The organism is Halomonas bluephagenesis (genome assembly GCF_054790765.1).
In genome coordinates this window covers 814797-837752 of sequence record NZ_CP133631.1, presented here as the reverse complement: position 1 = coordinate 837752, position 22956 = coordinate 814797, and the positions used below count along the sequence as shown (strand labels likewise).

Here is a 22956-nt window from a genome sequence, read left to right as displayed (position 1 = left end):
AAACGCGTTAATAGATAAATGTGTGAGCGATCTGAGGCTTTAATGTTGTTACGATATGTTCGTATAACGGGATCAGGCGCTCGCTCATCTCTTTTTTCGCCACATGATAGTCAATGTAATAAGCATGTCGAGTGCCGTGATACACAATCGGTTCGCTCACTTTGGTAAACTTAAAACCTGATATCGCTAATAAGCGGGGAAGGCGAGGCTCCATCATTGCAAAAACGTGACGGCGGGTAGTTAAGCCAACAATAGAGTAGGTGCATAAAAAAAGTCCCAATGCGACGAGTGAAAATGTCTTTGCCTCATCTTGCGAAAATAAAACGATTTCTTCACCCGCTGCTTCTTCTGGAGTGTGGGATTTTCGCGTTCTGAAGTTTTTAGAAATAGCTAATCTCGATACTTCACACGTCTCTAGCGTCGGTAGCTTAAACGGCGTTAATGTGGGATGGTTAAGTAACAGCTCCCCTTTGTTTTGAACAGGTAAATGATCGGGTGGGCTAGCGTTGCCGCTTAAGGGCATGACTAATCGAACGCAGCCTGCAAGAATGCCGCTACGTTTGTGCTCTATAAGGCAATGAACTGAGTAATCGTCGTACTCATCGGACTCGTATAAACGTGCCTCATCTTCACGCATTTCGTAGTGGAATTCTTTTAAAAAAACATCATGTCGCAGTCGAAAGGCGCGTTGCTTTTGGTCATGGGTGTTAGCAATAAAAAAATGATATTCATCGATAAATTTATCAATCATCTCCTTATGATTACTTTTATCGTCAAACTCTCTCCCTTGGGTGGTTTTCTCAGCTAGCATCAGTTGCTTCCTTTTGAGTGCCGCTGCTTACTATAGTCGAATTTTTTCAGGTTTCCCCAGGTGATAGCCCTGTCCATACTGAATGCCATATGAAAGAAGAACAGGTATCAGTGCTTCTTGATCGACAAATTCAGCAATAGTTTGCTTCCCGAAGCCTCTTGCGATATCGGCAATTGCTTTGACAAGCGTGTGGCTATCTGTATCGATAAGTAAGCTGCGAATAAAAGAGCCATCGATTTTAATATAGTCCACAGGGAGCTGACTTAGATAGTGAAAACTGCTAAATCCAATTCCAAAGTCATCTAGCGCCGTTCGGCAGCCTAAGTCTCTTACGGTTTGTAGCACGTTGCGGGCTGTTGAGAAATCTGTTATTGCAGCCGTTTCTGTTACTTCTAAAATGAGATGATGGGGATCAGCGCCGCTGATTTTTAATTGGTCGGCTAGGTATTGTTTTAAACCTAAATCATGTAAAGATTGGCCTGATAAGTTCACAGCCAACGATAAGCCCTCTTTTTGCAGCGATGTCAGTGCTTCTAAGCTATGGTGCAGCACCCAACGGTCAACTTGAACAATTAAACCGCTTTGCTCAGCAACAGGTATAAATTGTGCCGGAGAGACCAAGCTTCCATCGTCATTGCGCATACGTAGCAATACTTCGTAATGCTTAATATCACGGTCCTTGAGCCGCACAATGGGCTGTGCCCACAGTTCAAATTCGTCGTTTTCTAGCGCTTTGTGTAGCCGCTCTACCCAATAGACGCGTTCTTGAAGCTCATCTTTAGCATTTTCTGCCTGCCTGAGAAGGTACCAGTGTTGATTGCCGCTCTCTTTCGCTTTGTACATGGCCATATCGGCACTCGCTAATAGGTCAGCTGGCGTTTGCCCATTAACGGGGAACAGCGCGATACCAATGCTGGCAGAAACATGATGTTTTCTTCCGGCGGCTGTAAAGCCAAGGCCGCCCAGCAACTGAGAAATGTACTCCGCCACGTTAATTGCCTGTTCGCTGTTAATATCTTCCAGCAGTAGGGCAAACTCATCACCACCGAGGCGGGCAATAATGCTTCGCTGGCTAAGGTTTAAGAAAAGCGTATCAGCGACTTCTCGTAATAGGCGGTCACCTACATGGTGGCCACTGAGTTCGTTGATCTCTTTAAACTGGTCTAGGTCTAACAGTAAAACAGCGCCTTCGGCTTGATTAGCGATAGTGTGCTGCAAAGCAGCTTGAAAATAGCGACGATTATAGAGCTCCGTTAATGGGTCGTGTTCAGAAAGCCATGTCAAACGTGCTTCAGCAGTTTTACGCTCGGTAATGTCTAGTCCAACGGATATTTTAGAAGCATTGTGGTCGTTACTATTTGCCAAAAAAGCGTGATACCAAACGACGGTAAACGAGCGTTTATCCGAAGTTTGAAATGTCTTTTCTTCCTGGTTGGGAGCACTTAGGTGAGGCACAGTACGGTCATTGGCATCACTCTTAGTTTCATTCTCGTTGCCATCAGGCAATGCCAAGCGAGCATCTTGATCAAAGATGTCAGAGAAATGGCGTCCAACGATATCTGTGTCTTTCAGCCCTAGCCTTTCTAGCGTTTAGCCATTAATCAGTTGGATACGCCCCGTGCTATTTTGAACAACAATAAAGACTTGTGCAGTATCGAGCAGGCTATTAACAAAATCTCGCTCTTTGGCCAGCTCATCAACGCGCTCGGCTAGCTGCCCACTATGCTCTTGAACGCTCTGTTCCAATGCTTCTAATTGGTGAGAAAGTTCACGGGTGGAGTCTTCCAAGCTATCTATTTCGTTGGAAAAATGCCGCCAAGAAAAGGGAAGTTTATCCCTCACACGCCGAAACTCACCGTTTGCCAGCGCGGGTAATAGCCCAGCGACCCGTCTTAGTCGAGCCATTGGGCCTAATAAAATCATCAACAATAATAGCTCGGCAGCTAACCAGCCAACTACGCCCACCACAAGCAGTGTGTTTGTCGCTGTGCGAATAGCCGCGATCTGAGGGGTGATATCTGAAATAAGCAGGAAATACCCAGTGCTCCGCCAGTCGGCGTCCTCCTCCATATACACCGCGCTTAATTCAAAATAACGGTCCATGTATTCAAGGCCGAAAGGCATGTGAACTAGTTGATTCAGAAGGACGCCTTTAGATGCGCGCTGGAGGACAGAGAGTGTCTGGTCGCGGTTCGTTAGCGCTAAAATATGACCGTTCCAGTCGGCCAGCAGGGGGGCCTCGGCAGGGGTTTGTCCAGCAATGCGGCCTGTCACCATCAGTGCAATTTCGCTATTGGAGACTTCTTTAGCTTGTCGCGTAACGTCAGCAAGTGAGCGCGACAACACAACCATTCCGATGCTAGCGCCCTCCATCAGAATGGGAACCGCAGCGAACTGCTGGCATGTCATTGCGCAGCGCAGTGTCGTAATGGGAGATTCTGTGGTCAATACACTGCCTATCCAGCCTTGGATGGGCAGGTCAATAAGAGGATCGTTGGTGCCTGAGTAGCCAACTCTCACTCCTTGGGTATTAAAAACAAAGATTTCATCAATCCCCGCTTCTAATTGCAGAGAAGGCCACTGCGCTCTTAATACATCGGCTAACTCATCCTGGTTATTATCTTGCAGAGCGCTTCCCAGCTCCGGCGCCGCAGCGGTTAACCCCGCTAACTGGCGTAAGTTATCTGATGAGCGTTGCATCGCTAAGCGTATTTCGCGCTGCTGCCGCTCATGGCTTTCTATACGGCTACCTTCTAACTGCTGAGTAAGATGGTGTTGGCCTAACCAGATAAAGAGTGCTACAAGCACTAACAGTAATAGGCTACTCAGCGCGATAACACGCCAAGTCAAACTAAGCCGATGGCGCGCTTTAGAGGACGAACGTGTGGTCATCTCTGCGTATCCCGTTCAGGTAATGCTAAAAGCGCAGTGAAAGCTGGAAGAGCAGCATATTCCAGTGCCGACTTGTTTCCGACGCCTCGGCGTCCTTGTGTAAGGGTAGCCAGCCAGTACCATCCACATGATGAAATTCACCTGCCAACATCAGGTTGGGCCTGGGCGTCCATTGAACGCCAAAGGTAATGTCATCAGCAAATTGGGAATGGGCAGGGCCTAAGCCATTCTGTTCGTAGGCAGTGCCTGAACGGTCATTTCGGTCGTTTACCAAGCGATCGAAGCGAATTAACCACTGCCAGTCATTGTCCATGCGGCGCGTATATTGCACATACCAGCTTTCGCCGGTTTTTTTCTGGTCAATGGCGGGATTAAAGCCATCTAGTTCAATCGTTCTCAGCGCATACTCAGAGGTTAAGCTCCACAGCTCGTCATTGTATTGCAATGAAAATACCCAAGGCTGAAACTGGAAGCTGCCATTATTTAATGGAGGTTGAGAGTCTTCATAGTCGGCGTTCGCGCTAGCGGTGCTGAGGGCCATCAGAAAGTGCCCACCATCGTCCTCATAGCGTATTTGGCCAATCGCAGAAGAGCCCGCTTGGAACGACCCCGGAAAACGCTCCAGCCCAAGCGCTAGATCCACATCGTCTTCTATGCGTGCTTTACCAACGCCTGCTTGAAAGCGAAAAACGCCTGACTGGGTTCTTTCTTCATGGTAAATACTGGCACCATCGCCCGCTATGCCCAGTGAGCGAGTTCGATCAAAATAGATCGACTGTGGCAATAAGATGCTGGGTCGCGTGAAAGCCACGTCACGGGTTTGGTTATAAAGACCAAAGGGGTTTTTAAATCTACCTATCTGAAGGCCAAGTGTGCGCTGCTGGTTGGAGACCATCTGATAGTCCACCACGCCGTAATCTAGCGTTGGGATAGCATCGCTAGTTTCACCGCCAGCGCGACGGCTAAGCACCTGAGCGGCCACCAGCACATTGCGGTGAGGGCGAACAGAAGCGTTAATGCCTATCTCGGTATATTCCAGACTTCCCGCATTATCACTACTGCTGCCGAAGAAATCGTTTTCGTCAGTGATGATCAGTGCCTGGCTCAGGAACCCATGCACTTGCAGCGTGTCGAGCATGCTTTCGTTTGCCCAGGCAGACGAGCAAACAGGCAACGCTAACAAGCTTGCGAGTGCGAATGTGGTGGGCTTGCGGGTAACGGACAAATGTTCATTCCATTGAAATAACTTGGACATTTTCATCCAGATACTCCCTTTCAAGATATCCCAGCGCGCCGGGAGTATTGGCAACCTTCTCGCGCATTTCGAGCTGATCAGCAACGCGATTAGGCGCTTGCCCCATGCCAGAAAACACCATGCGATCCCATGCCAATTGTAGCTGGTGTGGGTAAACGGCGAGCTGCTCTTTTGTGAAGCGAGCATGTACAGGGTCTCGGTTTGGCAGCACAAACACTTGTACTGCATCGCCGTCAGGCCACGTACGTTGACGCATGGCAAACATAGCACGTGTCGTGTCACGGTTTAGCCATTGCGTGGCGACCGTTGGGTGCGCCACTAGAAGTATGGAAGCGTCCTGATCACCGGATTGTGCATGGGTATGTCCGGCAAAAAAAAAAGCCAGCAACAGCCACACGGGGCCACGTGTGATTCGTTGGAAAGCGATAGGTATCAAGTAAAGAAACGGCATAGCGCGAGTCTTGTCCATCGCTTGCTGAACGCCAAGTCCATGCACCATGCCATTCGTACTAGCACGCTATATGTGTGTGAAATGATGACGCTTACTCCTCTTCAGTCTTTAGAGGTAAACTATTGTTTTATAAGTACTCTGTGTGATGGCGAATGAACTCTTTTGAGCTTCGGCCCAGCATTGGCAAGTGGAAACAGCACAATTTTTAAACCCTACATCAATTTTGTTGAACTTACCTACATCACAATCAACGAAACGGCCCACGACGAAAGTATGGCTCCTGTGTAAAATAAGTTATTGCTAATTTTACACGCATTTTTGATGTGTTACGCAGATTCACTCCAATCAACTAAAACGCCCGGTCAAAGCCGGGCGTGAAGAGTGATGAAGCAACGATGGGTTAGTCCTCAAGTTCAAGAAGCCGGTCAGCGTAATCGGTAAATAAACCGTTGACGCCCCAGCCCCGTAAACGCTGCATCTCATCAGTTTCGTTGATAGTGTAAATGTGAACAGGAAGGCCATTTTCCTGCGCCTGGCTGATAAAGCCAGCATCAATAACGTCTTCGCCTTTATACGTTACGTTAGTGCCGATACCCGCCGCGTACTCTGCGATTGCCTGAAAGTCTTCATCAGTAATCTCTGCTGGCGCTGGTGTAACGCCTGTCCACTCCACTAAGCGGTCACTATCTTCCTCGCTTGGCGAGTACCACACTAACTGAATGAGTGGGACATGTTCATTAAGCTCACGTACTTTGAGTAGGCTACCCTGTTCAAACGATTGCACCAGCACTCGGCCATTTTCAATCATTTCATGGTTTTCAAGTGTCTCAACCAGGGCTTCTTCTAAACCTGGGTTTAACAGGGGGGACTTGGTTTCAATGTAGTAACGAGCATCATGACCAAAGCGCTCAAATAGCTCTTCCAGTGTGAGTATTTGTGCTCCTTCAAAGGCTGTATCTGCTTTGTCGGCATTGGCTTCGTTAAACCAGGTACCACTATCCAGTGCCTTTAGCTCTTCTAGTGTGTAATCATTAATATTGCCTTCGCCGTCACTTGTACGATCGATAGTATCATCATGGAATACCACTAACTTACCATCGGAGGTTAGCTGGACGTCCAGTTCCAAGTAATCAGCACCCCACTCGTGAGCCAATTCATAGGCTGCCATGGTGCTTTCCGGCGCATGTCCGCTGGCGCCGCGATGAGCGATCACCTGAAACGACTCCAGATCCTTTAGCTGCTGCTCTAGTGGCGTTGCCTCTGCGAGTGCAGTGGACGTAGCAGCACCAGCAAAAAGACCCAGTGAAACGGCAGCAATCAACGGATGTCGTTGCATAAAAACTCCTTAACTGAACAGTTGTTCAATTATCCTACAGGTCTCACTACACAAATGCCAAATAGGTGATCTGTTTATGCTTATTAAAGGAAGGCACGCTTTGACAGGTGAGCGTGCCATTCAACGCTTACCCCGACACAACATCAGCTATTCTTAAGTGGATGCTTTTTCATCGCTTACTCAGTAATAGCACTTTATATAGGCGAGTTAGAAAAGCGCATTCGCGATGTACGAGTCGGCCTGGATGGGGCAGTTTATCTTCTCACCGATAGCCCAGCGGGCAGAGTGTTGCGGGTGTTCCCTAAGGAGATAGATAATAGAGGTAACCATAATGATTGCTTACACGATGGTGGGAACGCATAACCTAGCGCGTGCGCTTCACTTTTATGTTCCGTTGTTCAACACAATGGAGCTGGACGTGTGTTGGCAAGATGACGCCTGTGTTTCTTTCGGCGACCCCGATGATGTCAATGTGCCAAGGTTTTTTGTTGGTTTCCCCTTTAATGGTTATCCCGCTAGCGTTGGCAACGGCAGCATGACAGCGTTTCAATTTGCTGACCCCAAAGAAGTCGATACGCTCTATCATTTAGCCATGCACAACGGGGGCAGCAATGAAGGTGCACCTGGCTATCGTCCTCAATATGGCGCAGGGTTTTATTCAGCCTACGTGCGAGACCCCGACGGCAACAAGCTGGCGTTTGTGGTCTATCCTCATCGGTAGAGTTTAAGCCAACACTGAAGCGAACGAGATCGGTAGCTGCTAACTACTGAAGTCGAAACAGCGGCCGGTGGAGGGCATTAAGTATGGCCAATATCGTGATATGTGCCGACGGCACCTGGAATCGCCCGGAAGAAGATCTTCAAAACGACTTTCCCAGCAACGTTTTAAAACTGGCACGCGCAGTAGCTCCCAAAAGAGGGAACATTAAACAGCATGTGTTTTATGACTGGGGGATTGGCTCCTATCATAACAGCATCACCGCCGGTGCTACGGGGTCAGGTATTCACAAGAATATCTTAGATGGCTATCGCTATATCGTTCAAAATTACGCCCCAGGCGACAACATCTACCTGTTTGGTTTTAGCCGAGGCGCTTACACCGTGAGGGCGCTTAGTGGGTTAATTAACAATTGCGGTATTCTCCAGCGCAGTGATGCGCGCCTTATTGTAGAAGCCTGGAAAATTTACAAAAGCCCAACGCCATCGCATCACCCTAGTGGTGAGACGTCGAAGCGTTTTCGGGCCACCTATTGTCAGCCTGCCAGCAATATTCACTTTATCGGCGTTTGGGATACGGTAGGGGCTCTCGGTATACCATTCAGTATCATGGGGCTGTTTGAAAGCGATGATGAATTCTACGACACCAAAATGGGCTCCAACGTCGCCATTGCTCGCCATGCACTTGCCATTGATGAAAAGCGCGAGGACTTCATTCCTACCCTTTGGACACCGCGGCCGAGTGTTGATCTAAAGCAAGTATGGTTTGCTGGGGTTCATGCAGATGTTGGCGGTTCATACAAGCCTGATCAAAACGGCATTCAAGCCTCTGATACCCCACTTGCCTGGATGCTGGATGAAGCGAAAGCGGCGGGACTGATGACTGAGCCGCATATTCACAATGAGCTAACCGATGGAGCTAATGGTCAGGTCCACCGCTCGCGTAAGCATGTTTATCGCTTCAAGCAACCCTTAGATCGACCGCTAGTGGTTCAAAATAAGCCCACCTTGATTCACCCCAGCGTAAAAGCTCGTTACGAGCGCGCCAGCCGTTACCGACCGCCGCAGTTGAAAGCATTGGTAGAGAAGTATGGTTGGCAAGGGCTTGAGGTAGGTGCCTAAGCTACAAGGGTTGAATTAAACAAAAGCGCCTGCATTCAGAGTATTGAGAGCCATTCAAAAGGAGAAAGTATGACGACGCTAGTCATTGGTGCAAACGGACAGATTGGTAAACAGTTTTGCGAGCTGGCGCAGCAGGCGGGCACACCTGTCAAAGCAATGATTCGCAGCGAAGGGCAGGCAGCGTGGTTTAACGAGCGTGGCATTGAAAGCGTTGTAGCCGATTTAGAAGGTGAATTTGAACATGCCTTTGAAGGTTGCGACCAAGCCGTCTTTACTGCGGGGTCTGGCCCGCATACCGGGCCAGATAAAACGTTGATGATTGATCTTTTTGGCGCCATTCGCGCAGCCGATGTGGCCAGTCAAAAAGGTCTCTCTCGCTATATCATGGTTAGTGCCATGAGAGCAGAAAACCCGCTGGAAGCACCGGAAAAGTTGCGCCCCTACATGGCGGCTAAATTCGCTGCCGATGCGCACTTACGCAGAAGCGATATCCCTCATGTGATCCTTAAACCAGGACGCCTGACCGACGAAATAGCCAGCCGCCAGTTTGCTAGCTCAATGGATGAGGCGGGTGATAACCAAATCTCCCGGGCTAACGTTGCGCACGCGCTGCTGCATGTGGTGCAAACGTCGAGCATAATTAACCAGGAATACACATTGCTGGATGGCAAACGATCGATTGAGGAGATCGTTCAGTAATCTCGTCTTAAAAAGGGCTCCGATGACTCCCGCCGATATTGGCCGTGCATACAATCAGATTACCCATCTCTGGCAGAGCGAAAAATTTAACCTCACGAACGGTATAGACGCGCACAAAAGAGCGCTATCGTTTGTGAAGAATCGAGGCAGGGCGCTGGATATTGGCTGTGGTTGCACGGGGCGCTTTATTGATCTGCTACAGCAGGAAGGCTTTACACCAGAAGGTGTTGATATCTCTGCTGAAATGTTGCGGCTGGCTAAACAGAAGCATCCAAGCGTGACTTTTCACCACCAGGATATTTGTCAGTGGCAACTGCCGGGCAACTACGATGTCATTACTGCGTGGGATAGCATCTGGCATATTCCTCTCGCTCAGCAGGAAGCTGTGATAGCCAAAATTATTAATAGCCTGAACGAAGGTGGCGTATTTATCTTCTCCTTCGGTGGCACCGATGAACCCGCTGATCACACCGACAGCTTCATGGGGCCAGCGGTTTACTACTCATCGCTCGGTACTAACGGGTTTTTATCCCTGCTGATAAAGCTTGGCGCGGTATGTAAGCATCTAGAGTATGACCAACATCCTGAACTGCACGCATACTTGATTGCTCAAAAGACATGAGATGAAGAGTGGGGCAGAGTTATAGCTTGGCTTCCTGGCGTAACGTATCGACGAAACGCGCTAAGGCGGGAGACCAAGTGGCGGGTTCTGGTGTAACAAAGTAAGTGTCAATATTGGCAATGGCGGAGGGCAGTTCCATCGTGTGAATGCCGAAGCGGTGCCGGTGGGCTTCAATAGTAATACGTGGCAGCACGGTGTAGCCCACCCCTGCCGCGACGCAGCCAAGCATGGCATCTAGCGTGCCAAATTCAAAAACACGCACGGCATTAATTCCCTGAGATGCCAGCAGCAATTCGATACGTTGGCGATAACTACAACCCTGGCGAAACGCCAGAAACGTTGCTGTCAGTAGTTCTTCAGCGCTGGGCACGCTCGTCAAAGGGGTTGAGCTTACCAGTACAAGCTGTTCGCTGAAGACCTTGAGCGAATGATAGCGATGATGATCGATAGCGCCTGCCACAAACACGCCATCCGCTTGGCCGGTCATGAGTTTCTCGATCAAGCTGGCGGTGGGACCGGTCGCCAGGGTCATATCAACGTCTGGAAAGTTGGCATGATAGGCCGCCAGTATCGGGGGAAGGCGCAGTGCCATGGTGGTTTCCATCGACCCTAAGCGCAGTTGCCCAGCAGCGTTCTCTGGGCTTTTAAATAGTGCTAACGCTTCATCATGAACCGCCAACAACCGTTCCGCGTAATCCAGTAATGCCAGCCCGGCAGAGGTAAGACGCACGCCACCAGCGCGATGAACCAGCTGCGCGCCTAACTCTTCCTCAAGCTTTTTGATATGCGTGGTCACGTTAGATTGCACCGTATGCAGTTGCTTCGCAGCGGCCATAAAACTGCCGGTTTCAGCCACGGCCATAAACAACCGCAACGATTTCAACTGCATTCCCATCTCCTTTAAGCGTCTTCTATCTCAAAATAAGATAGCTACTATCATTATAAAACGTTTTTAAAGAATTGCTGGTGTGCGTAGGCTACTAGTAAATATGCCCGTCGCCAATCTTGCCGCACAGCGATTCAGTAAGGACACGACATGATCAACAGTAAAGATTTGCCTGCCCTGGTTACCGGCGTGATGGCAACCTTGGCAGGAATAGGCATCGCCCGCTTTGCCTACACACCGCTATTACCGGCGCTGATTCAAGAGGGATGGTTTACCGCCAGCCAAGGGGCTTACCTGGGGGCCGCCAATCTTTTGGGCTACTTTATCGGTGCGCTTTCTGCTCACGCGCTGAGTGAGCGCTTTCCAGTTCGCGCAGTGTTGGCGGCAAGTTTCGTGGCGATTGCTCTGAGCTTTTTTCTCTGTGCTGGGGCTGGCAGTTTCAGTTGGTTCTTCTTTTGGCGATTAGTCTCAGGTATTGCTGGCGCTATTCTCATGGTGGTTGGCCCATCGATGGCTCTGTCGGCAACACCCCCTGAAAGGCGAGCCGGTGTCGGTGCCCTGGTTTTTACTGGCATTGGTCTTGGTGCACTGCTTTCAGCATCGGTAGTGCCTATGCTTTTGGAATTAAGCCTAACAGCGACTTGGGGGGCGCTTGGTCTGCTCTGCATCTTGGCGGGGTTGGTAGGTGTCCGTGGTGTCACGCGACTGGCTTCACCCCCGGTGACAGGTAACGAAGGGGCGGAGAGTCAGAAAGGGTATTCAGGGGTAAAGGTCGCCGTGCTACTGGTAATTGGTGCGTATGCCCTAGACGCCATCGGGTTTGTTCCTCATACCGTGTTTTGGGTGGATTATCTCGCCAGGGAAAATGCGCTAGGCAATCAAGCGGCTTCTCTACAGTGGGGCATTTTCGGCTTGGGTGCCGTGTGCGGGCCGCTAATAGTAGGAGCATTGGCGCGACAAGTAGGCTGGCACCATGGCCTAACCATCGCCTTTTTAGCCAAGGCTGCCGCTGTATCCCTACCCGTATTTTCTCTCGCACTTGCTAGCCAGTCAGTTTCCTCGTTTGTAGTGGGCGCGATGATCCCTGGCATTGTGGCGCTGACCTCTGGGCGACTTGCTGAATTAGTCGGTCCCATCGCCCACAAAAAGCTCTGGGGGCAAGCAACCGCCGCCTTTGCTGCCGCTCAGGCGCTTTCTGGCTACGCAATGTCTGGGCTATATGTGGCGTGGGGCACGTACTCACCGCTATTTGCGATTAGCGGCTTGATGTTGGTAGGCGGCTTTGTGCTGGTACTGCTTAGCCGTGGCGTGGAGCAGCGTCATATTCCTCTCTCTACTGTTCCTCTCACTACTGTTTCTCTCACTACTAAGAAACGGAGGTAATAATGCAACTCTTCCTGAACGCGACCTCACCCTATGCGCGCTTAGCGCGGATTTTCTTGCTGGAGAAAGGCCTGGCAGACGACGTTACATTGCGCTGGTGCGATCCCTGGACCGACGACCAAGCGCTGCTAGCGGTTAATCCCGCCGGGCGAATCCCAGCGCTCGTGACTGACGAAGGGGCGACACTTAGTGAGTCGATGTTGATTGCTGTTTATCTTGATAGCGTCAGTTCTAGCTTGCCTATGATTCCCCAATCCCGATTAGCGGATGTATTGCACCTGGCCGGGCTCGGTCAGAATCTTATGGATGTTGCGTTTACAACCGTTATCGCCAGAAAACATTATGGTGCTGAGATTGATTACAGTGAGCTTGGGCGAAGGCGCCAGCGAGCCATGCAACGAATAGTGGAACAACTGAACAGTGAGCTCCACGAAAGTCAGCTGGCGCCGTCGATTACTCTTGGTGAAATTGCCTGCGCTGTTGCGCTAGATTACTTGGCCTTCAGGCTGCCAGAAGTGCACTGGCAGGAAGCGTACCCACAGCTCAAAGCATGGCATGCCGCAGTAATTGCTAGGGATAGTTTTCAACAGACAGCATTTATGTAGCCGCCCCCGTGGGTGCGCTGACGCTTACGCCGCGCTACGACATATTAAAATTCAATAGCTTGGGTTCTGTAGCGCGGCGTAACGAATCCTGTGAGGGACGAGCAAATGAGGCACCCGCGAATGGAGGCGCAGCCTCCCAGCAAGGCGCCGTTCTCACCCTTTAAGCACCTGCTTAAACCACTCTGCCAGTGGCTCGCTGCGGCGAACGTTGGCGTGTTTAGGTAGCAACAGGCAGAGCTGCGCGGGCGTTTCGATACTTCCCCACGGGGCGACTAATCGCCCGCTGCTCAAATCATCCTCTACTAATAGTTTAGGTGCGATGGCGACACCCAAACCGGCCACGGCTGCTTCAATCAAATAGTAAAGATGGGCAAAGCCTTGGCCCTGCTGAAGGGCGTCCTCCAATGCACGTTGCTCCAACCCTTTAGCATTGGCCCACTGTGGCCAGGCCTGAGGCCGCGAAGCGGTCACTAACAGCTTGTTAGCAAACAGCGATGCTGGTTTGGCGGAATCGATTTGCGCTGCCAGCGCTGGGCTCACCACTGCACAAATCTGTTCGGGCATCAGCGGTATAACCGCCATATCGGCAGGGCAGGGCGGTTCAGTAAACGCCAGGGTAGCGCTGGCATCACTAGGCTTACCGAGCTGTTCAGTGTCACTCACCACCACCTGCAGTTTTAGTTCGGGTAGCTCACGGTGAAGACGATCAAGCCGAGGAATCAGCCAACGCGCTAGCAGGCTGCCAGGGCAGGCCAGGGTAAAGGGTGTCTCTTCCACTTCATGCTTGAGCGCTGCGCAACTATCACGCAGTCGTGAGAACGCCTCGCCCACGCCGCTTTGCAACTGCTCACCGTGGTGAGTAAGCACCAACCCACGCCCCACTTTGGCAAATAGCGCCACACCAAAATGTTCATCCAGACTTTTTAACTGGCGGCTAACCGCACCATGGGTAACGTTGAGCTCATTTGCTGCAGCGGTCACGCTGCCTAGCCGAGCAGTCGCTTCAAAGGCACGCAGGGCGCTTAATGGTGGCATGCTGTGTTGCATAGTTTTTCCTGCATAGCTTTTCCTGCATGGTTTGTGCTGTGTTAACAGTTGACCATATCTCACATGTTGCAGCCATCTTATCGATTTTTATCCCCGCCTGCCTGCGCTACCTTCAGTGCATTCCAAAATTCTATACCGCACTCAGAGGTCGTGATGAATCAATTCGTGAACCTGCCCGATGCCAACGGACTATTTGGCAGCTTCGGCGGCCGCTTTGTCGCTGAAACACTAATGCCGCTCATTTTAGAGCTCCAAGACGAATACGCTGCTGCTAAAAATGACCCCGAATTTCAGCGCCAGCTCGCCTACTTCCAAGGAGATTACGTGGGGCGGCCAAGCCCGCTCTACTTCGCTGAAAGGCTGACCGAACACTTCGGCGGCGCGAGTATTTATCTCAAGCGCGAAGAGCTAAACCACACTGGCGCGCACAAAATTAACAACTGCATCGGCCAGGTACTGCTGGCCAAGCAGATGGGTAAAAAACGCATCATTGCTGAAACCGGCGCGGGCATGCACGGGGTGGCCACCGCCACGGTGGCGGCACGCTTTGGCCTGCCTTGCGTCATTTACATGGGCGCGACGGACATTGAGCGCCAGCAGCCTAACGTTTTTCGCATGAAACTGTTGGGTGCGGAAATCGTGCCGGTCACTTCAGGCACAGGTACCCTCAAAGATGCCATGAACGAAGCGCTGCGCGACTGGGTGACCAACGTTGATGACACTTTCTACATTATCGGTACCGTGGCTGGGCCGCATCCATACCCTGCCATGGTGCGCGATTTTCAAGCCGTGATTGGCCATGAAACCCGCAGTCAAATGCTCGAAAAGCAGGGCCGCTTGCCGGATTCACTGGTCGCTTGTGTCGGCGGGGGGTCTAATGCAATGGGGCTGTTCTATCCCTTCATCAACGATCCAGACGTCAAGATGATTGGCGTTGAAGCGGGCGGCAAAGGCGTTAAAAGTGGCCTGCATGCGGCCAGCTTGAACGGCGGCACGCCAGGAGTGCTTCACGGCAACCGCACCTACCTGCTGCAAAACGAGGATGGCCAGATTATTGATGCCCACTCAATTTCAGCGGGGTTAGATTACCCCGGTATCGGCCCAGAACACGCATGGCTCCACGAGCAGGGGCGGGTAGAGTACGTTTCCGCCACCGACGACGAAGCGCTGGAAGCCTTCCAGATCTGCTGCCGCCAGGAAGGCATTATTCCAGCCCTCGAAACTGCCCACGCCCTGGCTGAAGTCGCCAAGCGAGCACCTACGTTGCCCCGCGATCACCTAATGGTGGTCAACCTAAGTGGGCGGGGTGATAAAGACATGATGAGCGTGGCCCACCACCTGGGTGACAAATTCGGCGTTAAAAACCTATGAGCGTGCACAAGGAGCTTTCCATGAACCATCCTTCTCGCCTTGAGCAATGTTTCGCAGCGCTCAAACAGCAAAATCGCCCAGCCCTGGTCAGCTACCTTACTGCAGGGGACCCAGATGCCGAGACTTCTCGCCGCCTGCTGCATGGGCTACCAGAAGCAGGAGTGGATATCATCGAACTTGGCATGCCGTTCAGTGATCCCATGGCCGATGGGCCCGCGATTCAAAAAGCCGCGCTGCGTGCCCTGGAAGGCGGCCAAACCCAAGTTAAAACGTTGGAAATGGTGCGCCGTTTCCGCGAACAGAACAGCACCACACCAATCGTACTGATGGGCTACTACAACCCTATCTACTGCTATGGCGTTGAGCGCTTTCTTTCTGATGCTGCCAGCGCTGGGGTAGATGGGTTGATTGTGGTGGATTTCCCCCCCGAGCATGACGAAGAGCTCTGCCAGCCAGCAGCTCAGCACGGCATTGATTTTATCCGGTTGGCCACCCCGACTACCGATGCCAAGCGGTTGCCCAAAGTGCTGGGTAACGCCTCTGGATTTATCTACTACGTATCTGTCGCGGGCGTAACGGGTGGCAGTGCACCCACACCAGCGCGGCTGGAAAGCGCGGTTGGCCAACTGCGCGAGCATACCGAGCTACCTATTGCCGTTGGTTTTGGGATTCGCACCGCCGAGCAAGCCGCCACCATTGGCCGCTTTAGCGATGCGGTGGTGGTCGGCTCCGCACTTGTTGACTGTATTGAACATGCCAACACGCCTGACGAAGCCGTTGAGCGAGTGCATAGCTTAGTCAGTGAGTTGGCTGAAAGAGTTAGGGGGTGCAGGGAGGCGAGTGAGCCACAAGTTTGTTGATACAAGCAGATTGATACAGGCAGAGTAAAAAGAACGATACGTTAAGAGAGCAGGCCAGCAGCGCCTGCTCTTTTTCGCGTCTTGCTACCAGCCTAGGAGGCGACCATTTTAGTTCATGTCCAACGGTGAGGAATGAACACAGCAAAAATCCTCTGGTGCCTCGTGAAGGTCGTTCCCGTAGTTTCAGATGACGGTAGCGAAGTGTTCGCAGTGAACAACATGCCACTTACTCCCGACACCTCACCATTAGAATCCTTCTCGCTTGTTTGTAAATAATGTTCATTTTTCAGTGCTTGTAGCTACTTACTACCGCAGGCATTATCACCGCTCACGGTTGCCTGCCAAAGGCGGCAACCATAAGGATTTTGTCACTTCGAGGGAAAATAATGGGAAAGCTCTTTTCACTGATCGTATTACTGGCAATTGGCTATGTGGGCATCTATATCTATTACGGAGTCGCCGTAAAACAAGAAGTGCAGCAGCAGTTAGATGATCGCGGCCTATCTTCGGTGAGTGTTGATAACGTTGAGTATGGTCTATTCGCGCCGATTAACACCTCTGCAGAACTGACAGTAACCGTTACTTACCGCGGTTCTCAGGCAGCAGTGAACATGGTGGTACAAGGGCACCCGGTGTTTTCTGATGACGTAAGCGTTGAGTTTGATGGACTTCAAGCACTGAGCTTGGGAATCGGTTTTGGGCAGTAGCCTTTACAGCGTTCGTTTTCACTTACTAACACCGCGTGGCAACACGTTTGCCGCTCAATCAGAGACACGTGGCTAATTTATGCTTTCCAAAATCATGAGTGGCGGCCAAACAGGCGCTGACCGAGCGGCATTGGATGCCGCACTAGCACTGGATTTCCCTATTGGTGGTGTTTGCCCAGTAGGCAGAATGGCCGAAGATGGGCCGATGAGTAGCATCTATACCCTCGAAGAAGTGAGCGGCGATTACCGTCAGCGCAACCATAAAAATGTACAGGATGCCGATGGCACCGCCATTTTCTATGCGTCTTATCTTCAAGGGGGAACAGAAGCCACTGCACTTTTCTGTATTCAGCAATCAAAACCCTACAAGCTAATCGATATTGAGCTGATAGACCCACTGCACGCGGCGATGCTGCTTGCCGACTTTGTGCATGATCGCAACATTAGCGTCTTAAACGTGGCAGGCCCCAGAGCCAGCACTTGCCCAGTAATGTACGCGTACGTTAAGCAAGCGGTTGAGCTGGTTATTAAACAGTCACGCTAGACTAAGTTTAAAGGAACAAGCCAATGCACCCGCATGAAAAACTTAATTACGTCGAGTTTGCAGCGAAAGATCTAGTCGCGACAAAAACGTTTTTCACGGCGGTGTTTGGCTGGGAGTTTGTCGATTACGGCCCTGAATACACAGCGTTTTCTAACCAGGGGTTAGATGGCGGTTTTTATCATGCAGATACCTGCAACCGAACTGCTAATGGCGGCGCATTGTTAGTGTTTTACAGCGCAGATATTAACGCAACGCTTGCTAAGGTAGAAAAAAGCAGTGGTGAGGTCATTCAGCCTATTTTTGAATTCCCAGGCGGCTTTCGTTTTCACTTCTTAGAACCCAGTGGCAATGAGTTTGCGGTTTGGTCAGAGGTGCTCATATAAGGTGCTACTATCGCTTCCCCTTTTAAGAACAGATTCAAGAGGATGACATAAGTGGCCTTTACTGATGCAGAAAGAGATGCACTTTTAAGTGTGAAAGGCGTTGGTCCCACTGTCATTAAGCGTTTTGAAGAGATTGGTATCGACTCATTTACGCAGCTGGCCGCCCGTCAAGTTGATGAGATAGCAGAAATGGTGGCCGCCATGCTGCACACAACCTGCTGGAAAAACAGCCCTCAGGCAACGTCAGCTATTTCTGCTGCTATTGCCAGGGCGCAAGAAGGTGTGTGACATATCGCAAATGTAGCGAGCAATCAAATCGTTAGAATGGCTAACCTACCGTGTCAGCAGGCTAGCTAGCATCAAGCGGCAGCCAAACATGCTCATAGCCAATCGATAACGCCACGGCGACCAGCAGCCCCGCCATTACCCAGTTAAAGCCCTTAACGATCCCTACGCTTTGAATACGATGGCCAACCAAACTGCCCATCAAGACATAACTGCCGGGTGCGCCAGCGGCTAATATTGCCAGCCCGAATGCCCAAACTACCAAGCTAAGCCCCTCAATACCCGCCGCAGGAAACTGCAGTGTGGCGAGGGGAAGGGTGGCAATAATGGCTTTTGGGTTAAGTAGCTGCATCACCAGCCCATCGCGAAAACGCAGCAGATGTGGGGTGTGGTCATGGTTGTTTAAATGGGTGTTTAAGTCGCTACTTAAATCAGCGCTTGAGCGGGCAATTTTTATTGCGAGATAAACAATATAGCTACACCCTAAGGCGCTCACGACGATCAGTGCCTCATCGTCGATCCAAGCGGCTCCTACCCAGCCCAATAGTAATAAGTAAGTAAACATCGCGGTGCCTACTCCCAGACAAAAACCTAGCGATTTTTTGGCTTGGCCATTGATGCCAACGTTTAAGCCCAGCAGATTTACAGGCCCAGGCGTATACATAGCGCCCAGGGCATAGGCGACGATTCCTAGCATGGTGAAGCCTCGTTTGTTTAATGGCAGTTCTTAAACTGGGGATTAACGCGCGATATCGCGTTGGTACTGGTGGGGAGTCATGCCATAAATGCGCTTAAAACGCCGATTAAAATGGCTAAGATCGGCAAAGCCAAAGCGTAATGCCACCTCGTTAAGTGGGGCGCCGACGTCTAGTGCAGTACGGGCCGCATTGATTCGACAGTTAATCACGTACTGATGGGGTGTAATACCGTAATGCTGGCGAAACAAGCGCAAGAAATGGTACTTGGATAAATGCGCTGCCTGGCAAATATCATCAAGCGACATATCGCTTTCCAGGTGAGCATGGATATACTCCTTAGCCAGACGTAGCAGGGTGTCAGGACGATTTGTGACGGGGCTAGGCTGTGAAATGCCGCCGAGTTGAACGGTTCTCTCGATAACCCGATAAAGCGCATTTTCCTGATCAATGCAGCTACCTGTTTGGGAGGTGACCAAGCGCGCCAGTTCCAAAATGGCGTGACGCAGTTGAGCATCCTGAATCAGCGTTTGGTTGGAACGAAAATCCGTGGCATGTTCACGTCCAAGCGCATCAGCGAACAGCGGCTTTACCTGGTCCGGGGGAGCATAAACCATCAGGTAGTCCAGTGCGTGCTTACCACCCGGTTGGCCATCGTGAACCTCCTCAGGATTGAACAGAATCACATTGCCCGGCGGGCTTTTGTGGAACTGCCCGCCGCTAAAAAAATCCTGACGCCCAGACAGCGTTACGCCGAAAGCAAATTCCTCATGGGCGTGACGGTCATAGCTGAAGTCTTTAATCGCTGCCTGAAGCACCGTTAGTGTTGGCACATGCTGACTTTTGATGAATTGAAACCGGCTTGCATTCGCCATGCCAAACCCTCCTGATGAGTCACACCACCTAGCTTATGTGCTCCTGGATATCAAATGCTTGTACATAATTGCTAAGAAACCTCTGATTAACCTTGAGAGACTCTCTAGCCTCAGCAAGCAGCATCACGTATGTTAAAAGCTTCTTATCTACCCTCTTAAAAGGATCATTCACCATGTTCACCGGCCTGAGCGCATTTCCGCTAACTCCCATGAACGAGCAGGGCATTCATGAGCATGAGTTTACTCGTTTAGTGGAACGCTTGGTGGAGGCGCGGGTGGATTCTATCGGCGTGCTGGGGTCGACGGGCAGCTATGCTTATTTAAGTGGTGAAGAACGCGCCCGAGTGGCCAAACTATGCGTTGAGCATGCCGCTGACGTACCAGTGGTAGTGGGCATAGGCGCGCTACGCACCCGCGATGTGCTGGCCAATGCAGAAAGCGCCCAGCAAGCAGGCGCGTGCGGCGTGCTGTTGGCGCCAGTGTCTTATCAAAAGCTGACCGAGGATGAGGTGTTTAGTCTTTTCGAGACGGTTTGTCGTTCGCTGAGCGTGCCGCTATGTGTCTATGACAACCCTGGTACTACGCACTTTGAATTTAGCGATGAACTGCATGGACGCATCGCCCAACTGCCCCAGGTTCGTTCGATTAAAATTCCCCCAGTGCAAAATGATATGGCCGCTGCACAAGAACGTGTGGCACGGCTGCGTGGATTGATTTCCAGCGACGTGACAATTGGCATTAGTGGCGCCCCAGCCGCTGCCACAGGGCTACTTGCTGGCTGCGATGCTTGGTACTCGGTGATTGGTGGGTTATACCCCGAAGCTGCGCTGGCGCTAACCCGTGCCGCCCAAGCGGGAGACGAACAACATGCCCATGCGCTTTCCGCTGCGCTTGAACCGTTATGGGCACTCTATCGGGACTTCGGCGGCAGCCTGCGAGTAGCCGCTACTATTGCAGAACTCACTGGAAAAGTAAGCCAGCCTTGCTTGCCCCAGCCGCTTCAGACACTGCAAGGCGATGCCCGGAAAAGGGTGGCAGCGGCGATTGACGCGCTCGAGCTAAGCTAAAGCGTTGAAGAATGGCCGGCCCTGGGTAATGCGCTGCTTTCCCCAGGGCCAGTTGCAAATGCGAATTAAAGCCCTTGGGCGCCGCGCCGCAGCCAATCATGCACGAAAGCTAGCTTGCGCATTGCCGCATCTGAAAGCACAAACGGATAAAGATCCGAAAGCCCCATTGAGCGATTTACATGGTTAACACCGGCCACTAATGATGCCGCAATATGAATCAAACGCTCAGCATCCGGCTCGGCGTAAGCACCCCAGCCATGGGTGTAGGGCAAAGCTGGTGACGTCATGCCTGCTGACACAAAGCTATCGGTAATATCGGTCAGGTGCAGTAGGTGCGAGGTGGTTTCCGCCCAATCTTCATGGGGGTGGGAAGACGCATAGGTAGACAGAAACCGCTGCCGCCAATCCGCAGGCGGGCCATTGTGATAATAGTGCTGCAGCGCCGCGGGGTAATCCTCCCGCTCATCGCCAAACATCTCACGAAAAGCATCAAGAAAGTCATCCCTTAAACTCAGCCGCCACCACAGCATATGGGCAATTTCATGGCGCATATGGCCAATCATCGTGCGGTAAGGCTCTTCCAACGCCTCCTTGCGGGTCGTACGCAGCACCGCATCTGCTTCGGCCACACTGATGGTCACCACGCCACCGACATGCCCCATGGGTACCGGCGTTCCCCCTTCGGCCAGCATATGAAAGGTTGGTGGTGTACCGGGGTCTTCCGGGCGAAACCAGTTCCAACGGCCCAGGTTATCGATCACCCAGCGCTTAGCCGCTTCGGTTTGCGCCCAGTTAGGCATGGCATCAGAAATAGAAGGGTCAGGTGCAAGGGCGGTCATCGCGCAGGCACGGCAGAATTCACCTTGCTTAGGGGCAATCCAGTTGCAACCGATCACTTCGCGGTTGGCACAGAAGGGCGGCATTGGCAGAAAGGCGCGCGCTTGCGGGTCGTAAGCCACAGGAACGCCGTCGGCGGTCACCAAATTATCAAACCAGAGTGAACCGGCACCGACCGGATTAGAAAAAACACGCATAGGTCGGGTATCTCATAAGAAACGAGCTTTCAGTCTAGGAGCCGAGGCGGGGATAAGCCAATAGCGATTGCTTTCATTTCTGCGTGGTTGGGAAAAAGCCGCGTAGGAGGCGGCTGTAGTTTTGGGGTAAGGTCGTCGTCCACGACTGTTTAAGCGTGGGCAGAGGGTAGAGAGTGGCGTAAAAATAGTCAGTGAGGTAGCTTCAGTAATATGTATGGTCGATAAGCAATAGGCTGACATTGTCTGTCGGTAGTTAGATGGCACTCGAGAAGCTAAGGTGGCTAGCGGTTCATATAAAGAAATATTTGATAGTTAATAAGTAAAATTTTAGGCATGAGTGCTGCTTTCCCTATAAAGCGAAAGCGAAACTAGCTGTTTCGGTTTAAATGCCTTTCTAGCGAGTCAATGGACTCGCAATAAATTGGAGAAGTATAGTTTATATGCTAAAGGATTTGAGTGATGGATGATGCGCTTAACAGATTAGTTAAAATCATAGTCGAGCTTCTAAAGCTTCTCGTTATGGTGCTGCTTCTCCAGGTTATATTCTTTAATCTCGGGCGCCTATTCCTATGGTTGCTCACTATTGGTCGATACCCAAGAGGAGCGTTAACACAGCGGGATGTCAATTGGGTTACCCTTTTTGGTTTTATTACCTTTGTGATGTTTGTTCTTGCTATGGGCTTTTATAATGCATTCTTTGGTGCGCATTCGGTGACATAACAGATGTTTGTTGGCGTACGGCCCATGCAACTTTCGGAAACCGAATCGTTACCGGTAGCTTGGCTATGGCGCATTTTTCGGTGTTTAATCAGTTTCCAGGTCGATGGTGGGAAGTTGGTCGAATGAGCTTAGTGACTTCATTTCTTCTAATTTTTGATTAGCGCATTCATCATAAACGGCCATCGCGCCGTCGTAATAGTGTTCCTCTGATGCAAATACGCTAGCGATAGTTTCCACAGACCTTAGGTCACCTGAAAACATGCCTAGCAGCTCTTCTTCCGACTTATGTTGCTCATCTTTGAGTTGGCCAATATGCAAATAGAAGATACTATCCAGGTGGCAAACACGAATTTTATTGTATAAGGCAGAAAGCGATATTCTGGAAAAGAGCGCGATATGCTGCATAGCCTCAGCTTCTGTATATAGCTCTTCATCAGCAGCCCATGCAGTTTGCTGGTTAATCACCGGCATCGAAATGGCCAGGAGGGTAAAGTTGAATAGAGCTAAACGAAGGAATTGCATTCGTAATACCTTATGTGTATTAACGTAAGAATACCATCCTACCATTAATTTTCATATGGTTGCTTTC

27 protein-coding genes are annotated in these 22956 nt (G+C 51.0%); 15 read left to right on the top strand and 12 right to left on the bottom strand.

From position 1 onward, the window contains the following. Window positions 1-7: 7 nt before the first annotated feature. The 6 genes from REH51_RS03760 to REH51_RS03735 all read right to left on the bottom strand — a co-directional run bounded on the left by REH51_RS03760 (window position 8) and on the right by REH51_RS03735 (window position 6745). Entirely contained in the window at window positions 8-811 is an 804-nt protein-coding gene (locus REH51_RS03760) for a PEP-CTERM/exosortase system-associated acyltransferase (RefSeq protein WP_498936897.1), read from the bottom strand. Between the two features lie 30 nt (window positions 812-841). Continuing rightward, a complete protein-coding gene (locus REH51_RS03755) occupies window positions 842-2323 on the bottom strand; it encodes a putative bifunctional diguanylate cyclase/phosphodiesterase (RefSeq protein ID WP_498936896.1) in 1482 nt (493 codons plus the stop codon). A 78-nt stretch (window positions 2324-2401) separates the two neighbouring features. After that, window positions 2402-3703, bottom strand: coding sequence for a cache domain-containing protein (locus REH51_RS03750; RefSeq protein WP_498936894.1), 1302 nt, complete (start codon window positions 3701-3703; stop codon window positions 2402-2404). A gap of 25 nt (window positions 3704-3728) precedes the next feature. Then, complete coding sequence (locus REH51_RS03745) at window positions 3729-4964, bottom strand: putative porin (RefSeq protein ID WP_009721603.1); 1236 nt, start codon at window positions 4962-4964, stop codon at window positions 3729-3731. After that, window positions 4933-5457: a hypothetical protein gene (locus REH51_RS03740; RefSeq protein ID WP_498936892.1), complete on the bottom strand. Its 525-nt coding sequence runs from the start codon at window positions 5455-5457 to the stop codon at window positions 4933-4935. The genes REH51_RS03745 and REH51_RS03740 overlap by 32 nt, the downstream gene beginning before the upstream one ends. Window positions 5458-5809: 352 nt before the next feature. Further along, entirely contained in the window at window positions 5810-6745 is a 936-nt protein-coding gene (locus REH51_RS03735) for a glycerophosphodiester phosphodiesterase (RefSeq protein WP_009721605.1), read from the bottom strand. A 171-nt stretch (window positions 6746-6916) separates the two neighbouring features. On the opposite strand from REH51_RS03735, the gene REH51_RS03730 reads away from it, so the two are divergent. From REH51_RS03730 to REH51_RS03710, 5 genes are all read left to right on the top strand, one after another. Then, window positions 6917-7108 carry a PQQ-dependent sugar dehydrogenase gene (locus REH51_RS03730; protein WP_143759695.1) on the top strand — a complete coding sequence of 64 codons (192 nt, stop codon included), beginning with the start codon at window positions 6917-6919 and terminating at the stop codon, window positions 7106-7108. Next, a complete protein-coding gene (locus tag REH51_RS03725; protein ID WP_009721606.1) occupies window positions 7077-7466 on the top strand; it encodes a VOC family protein in 390 nt (129 codons plus the stop codon). The genes REH51_RS03730 and REH51_RS03725 overlap by 32 nt, the downstream gene beginning before the upstream one ends. An 83-nt stretch (window positions 7467-7549) precedes the next feature. After that, window positions 7550-8584 carry a T6SS phospholipase effector Tle1-like catalytic domain-containing protein gene (locus tag REH51_RS03720; protein ID WP_498936890.1) on the top strand — a complete coding sequence of 345 codons (1035 nt, stop codon included), beginning with the start codon at window positions 7550-7552 and terminating at the stop codon, window positions 8582-8584. 69 nt (window positions 8585-8653) lie between these two features. Beyond that, a complete protein-coding gene (locus tag REH51_RS03715; RefSeq protein WP_009721608.1) occupies window positions 8654-9283 on the top strand; it encodes an SDR family oxidoreductase in 630 nt (209 codons plus the stop codon). A 22-nt stretch (window positions 9284-9305) separates the two neighbouring features. Continuing rightward, entirely contained in the window at window positions 9306-9905 is a 600-nt protein-coding gene (locus tag REH51_RS03710) for a class I SAM-dependent methyltransferase (protein ID WP_009721609.1), read from the top strand. 19 nt (window positions 9906-9924) lie between these two features. On the opposite strand, the gene REH51_RS03705 is transcribed toward REH51_RS03710, so the two are convergent. Continuing rightward, entirely contained in the window at window positions 9925-10794 is an 870-nt protein-coding gene (locus REH51_RS03705) for a LysR family transcriptional regulator (protein ID WP_498936888.1), read from the bottom strand. A gap of 147 nt (window positions 10795-10941) precedes the next feature. Between REH51_RS03705 and REH51_RS03700 the strand changes: the two genes are divergently transcribed. Continuing rightward, complete coding sequence (locus REH51_RS03700; protein WP_009721611.1) at window positions 10942-12174, top strand: YbfB/YjiJ family MFS transporter; 1233 nt, start codon at window positions 10942-10944, stop codon at window positions 12172-12174. A 2-nt stretch (window positions 12175-12176) separates the two neighbouring features. Then, window positions 12177-12779 (top strand): glutathione S-transferase N-terminal domain-containing protein, encoded by a 603-nt coding sequence (locus REH51_RS03695; RefSeq protein ID WP_009721612.1) that lies wholly within the window; start codon window positions 12177-12179, stop codon window positions 12777-12779. Window positions 12780-12932: 153 nt separating this feature from the next. Here the strand turns inward: REH51_RS03695 and REH51_RS03690 are convergent, their stop codons facing one another. Continuing rightward, on the bottom strand, window positions 12933-13826 hold the full coding sequence (locus tag REH51_RS03690) for a LysR family transcriptional regulator (RefSeq protein WP_498936886.1): 894 nt from the start codon (window positions 13824-13826) through the stop codon (window positions 12933-12935). 153 nt (window positions 13827-13979) lie between these two features. On the opposite strand from REH51_RS03690, the gene trpB reads away from it, so the two are divergent. The 6 genes from trpB to REH51_RS03660 all read left to right on the top strand — a co-directional run bounded on the left by trpB (window position 13980) and on the right by REH51_RS03660 (window position 17979). Further along, on the top strand, window positions 13980-15197 hold the full coding sequence (gene trpB / locus REH51_RS03685; RefSeq protein WP_009721614.1) for a tryptophan synthase subunit beta: 1218 nt from the start codon (window positions 13980-13982) through the stop codon (window positions 15195-15197). Window positions 15198-15217: 20 nt separating this feature from the next. Next, window positions 15218-16057, top strand: a complete 840-nt coding sequence (gene trpA / locus REH51_RS03680) for a tryptophan synthase subunit alpha (protein ID WP_498936885.1) — start codon at window positions 15218-15220, stop codon at window positions 16055-16057. Window positions 16058-16443: 386 nt separating this feature from the next. After that, on the top strand, window positions 16444-16764 hold the full coding sequence (locus REH51_RS03675) for a hypothetical protein (RefSeq protein WP_009721616.1): 321 nt from the start codon (window positions 16444-16446) through the stop codon (window positions 16762-16764). A gap of 79 nt (window positions 16765-16843) precedes the next feature. Then, window positions 16844-17308, top strand: coding sequence for a YpsA SLOG family protein (locus tag REH51_RS03670; protein ID WP_009721617.1), 465 nt, complete (start codon window positions 16844-16846; stop codon window positions 17306-17308). A 23-nt stretch (window positions 17309-17331) separates the two neighbouring features. After that, the gene (locus REH51_RS03665; protein ID WP_009721618.1) at window positions 17332-17691 is read left to right on the top strand and encodes a VOC family protein; all 360 of its coding nucleotides are present in this window, start codon (window positions 17332-17334) and stop codon (window positions 17689-17691) included. A 51-nt stretch (window positions 17692-17742) separates the two neighbouring features. Next, entirely contained in the window at window positions 17743-17979 is a 237-nt protein-coding gene (locus REH51_RS03660) for a helix-hairpin-helix domain-containing protein (RefSeq protein WP_009721619.1), read from the top strand. Between the two features lie 61 nt (window positions 17980-18040). Here REH51_RS03660 and REH51_RS03655 read toward each other — a convergent pair whose 3' ends face one another. Together REH51_RS03655 and REH51_RS03650 are read right to left on the bottom strand one after the other, a co-directional pair. Next, the gene (locus REH51_RS03655; RefSeq protein WP_009721620.1) at window positions 18041-18673 is read right to left on the bottom strand and encodes a LysE family translocator; all 633 of its coding nucleotides are present in this window, start codon (window positions 18671-18673) and stop codon (window positions 18041-18043) included. 42 nt (window positions 18674-18715) lie between these two features. Continuing rightward, window positions 18716-19546: a helix-turn-helix transcriptional regulator gene (locus REH51_RS03650; RefSeq protein WP_498936883.1), complete on the bottom strand. Its 831-nt coding sequence runs from the start codon at window positions 19544-19546 to the stop codon at window positions 18716-18718. 173 nt (window positions 19547-19719) lie between these two features. On the opposite strand from REH51_RS03650, the gene REH51_RS03645 reads away from it, so the two are divergent. Beyond that, window positions 19720-20613 carry a dihydrodipicolinate synthase family protein gene (locus tag REH51_RS03645; RefSeq protein ID WP_498936881.1) on the top strand — a complete coding sequence of 298 codons (894 nt, stop codon included), beginning with the start codon at window positions 19720-19722 and terminating at the stop codon, window positions 20611-20613. 65 nt (window positions 20614-20678) lie between these two features. Here the strand turns inward: REH51_RS03645 and REH51_RS03640 are convergent, their stop codons facing one another. Next, entirely contained in the window at window positions 20679-21647 is a 969-nt protein-coding gene (locus REH51_RS03640) for a zinc-binding metallopeptidase family protein (protein WP_498936879.1), read from the bottom strand. A gap of 459 nt (window positions 21648-22106) precedes the next feature. Between REH51_RS03640 and REH51_RS03635 the strand changes: the two genes are divergently transcribed. After that, complete coding sequence (locus REH51_RS03635) at window positions 22107-22367, top strand: hypothetical protein (protein WP_009721625.1); 261 nt, start codon at window positions 22107-22109, stop codon at window positions 22365-22367. 84 nt (window positions 22368-22451) lie between these two features. On the opposite strand, the gene REH51_RS03630 is transcribed toward REH51_RS03635, so the two are convergent. Beyond that, window positions 22452-22889 carry a hypothetical protein gene (locus REH51_RS03630; RefSeq protein ID WP_009721626.1) on the bottom strand — a complete coding sequence of 146 codons (438 nt, stop codon included), beginning with the start codon at window positions 22887-22889 and terminating at the stop codon, window positions 22452-22454. Between the last annotated feature and the right edge of the window lie 67 nt (window positions 22890-22956).

Coding starts and splice junctions, on each gene's coding strand:
- REH51_RS03675 (WP_009721616.1), top strand. CDS start 16,444: ATGGGAAAGCTCTTTTCACTGATCGTATTACTGGCAATTGGCTATGTG.
- REH51_RS03700 (WP_009721611.1), top strand. CDS start 10,942: ATGATCAACAGTAAAGATTTGCCTGCCCTGGTTACCGGCGTGATGGCA.
- REH51_RS03715 (WP_009721608.1), top strand. CDS start 8,654: ATGACGACGCTAGTCATTGGTGCAAACGGACAGATTGGTAAACAGTTT.
- REH51_RS03735 (WP_009721605.1), bottom strand. CDS start 6,745: ATGCAACGACATCCGTTGATTGCTGCCGTTTCACTGGGTCTTTTTGCT.
- REH51_RS03740 (WP_498936892.1), bottom strand. CDS start 5,457: ATGGTGCATGGACTTGGCGTTCAGCAAGCGATGGACAAGACTCGCGCT.
- REH51_RS03665 (WP_009721618.1), top strand. CDS start 17,332: ATGCACCCGCATGAAAAACTTAATTACGTCGAGTTTGCAGCGAAAGAT.
- REH51_RS03750 (WP_498936894.1), bottom strand. CDS start 3,703: ATGACCACACGTTCGTCCTCTAAAGCGCGCCATCGGCTTAGTTTGACT.
- REH51_RS03635 (WP_009721625.1), top strand. CDS start 22,107: ATGGATGATGCGCTTAACAGATTAGTTAAAATCATAGTCGAGCTTCTA.
- REH51_RS03705 (WP_498936888.1), bottom strand. CDS start 10,794: ATGCAGTTGAAATCGTTGCGGTTGTTTATGGCCGTGGCTGAAACCGGC.
- REH51_RS03650 (WP_498936883.1), bottom strand. CDS start 19,546: ATGGCGAATGCAAGCCGGTTTCAATTCATCAAAAGTCAGCATGTGCCA.
- REH51_RS03645 (WP_498936881.1), top strand. CDS start 19,720: ATGTTCACCGGCCTGAGCGCATTTCCGCTAACTCCCATGAACGAGCAG.
- REH51_RS03695 (WP_009721612.1), top strand. CDS start 12,177: ATGCAACTCTTCCTGAACGCGACCTCACCCTATGCGCGCTTAGCGCGG.
- trpA (WP_498936885.1), top strand. CDS start 15,218: ATGAACCATCCTTCTCGCCTTGAGCAATGTTTCGCAGCGCTCAAACAG.
- REH51_RS03640 (WP_498936879.1), bottom strand. CDS start 21,647: ATGCGTGTTTTTTCTAATCCGGTCGGTGCCGGTTCACTCTGGTTTGAT.
- REH51_RS03720 (WP_498936890.1), top strand. CDS start 7,550: ATGGCCAATATCGTGATATGTGCCGACGGCACCTGGAATCGCCCGGAA.
- REH51_RS03710 (WP_009721609.1), top strand. CDS start 9,306: ATGACTCCCGCCGATATTGGCCGTGCATACAATCAGATTACCCATCTC.
- REH51_RS03725 (WP_009721606.1), top strand. CDS start 7,077: ATGATTGCTTACACGATGGTGGGAACGCATAACCTAGCGCGTGCGCTT.
- REH51_RS03655 (WP_009721620.1), bottom strand. CDS start 18,673: ATGCTAGGAATCGTCGCCTATGCCCTGGGCGCTATGTATACGCCTGGG.
- REH51_RS03760 (WP_498936897.1), bottom strand. CDS start 811: ATGCTAGCTGAGAAAACCACCCAAGGGAGAGAGTTTGACGATAAAAGT.
- REH51_RS03630 (WP_009721626.1), bottom strand. CDS start 22,889: ATGCAATTCCTTCGTTTAGCTCTATTCAACTTTACCCTCCTGGCCATT.
- REH51_RS03690 (WP_498936886.1), bottom strand. CDS start 13,826: ATGCAACACAGCATGCCACCATTAAGCGCCCTGCGTGCCTTTGAAGCG.
- REH51_RS03670 (WP_009721617.1), top strand. CDS start 16,844: ATGCTTTCCAAAATCATGAGTGGCGGCCAAACAGGCGCTGACCGAGCG.
- trpB (WP_009721614.1), top strand. CDS start 13,980: ATGAATCAATTCGTGAACCTGCCCGATGCCAACGGACTATTTGGCAGC.
- REH51_RS03745 (WP_009721603.1), bottom strand. CDS start 4,964: ATGAAAATGTCCAAGTTATTTCAATGGAATGAACATTTGTCCGTTACC.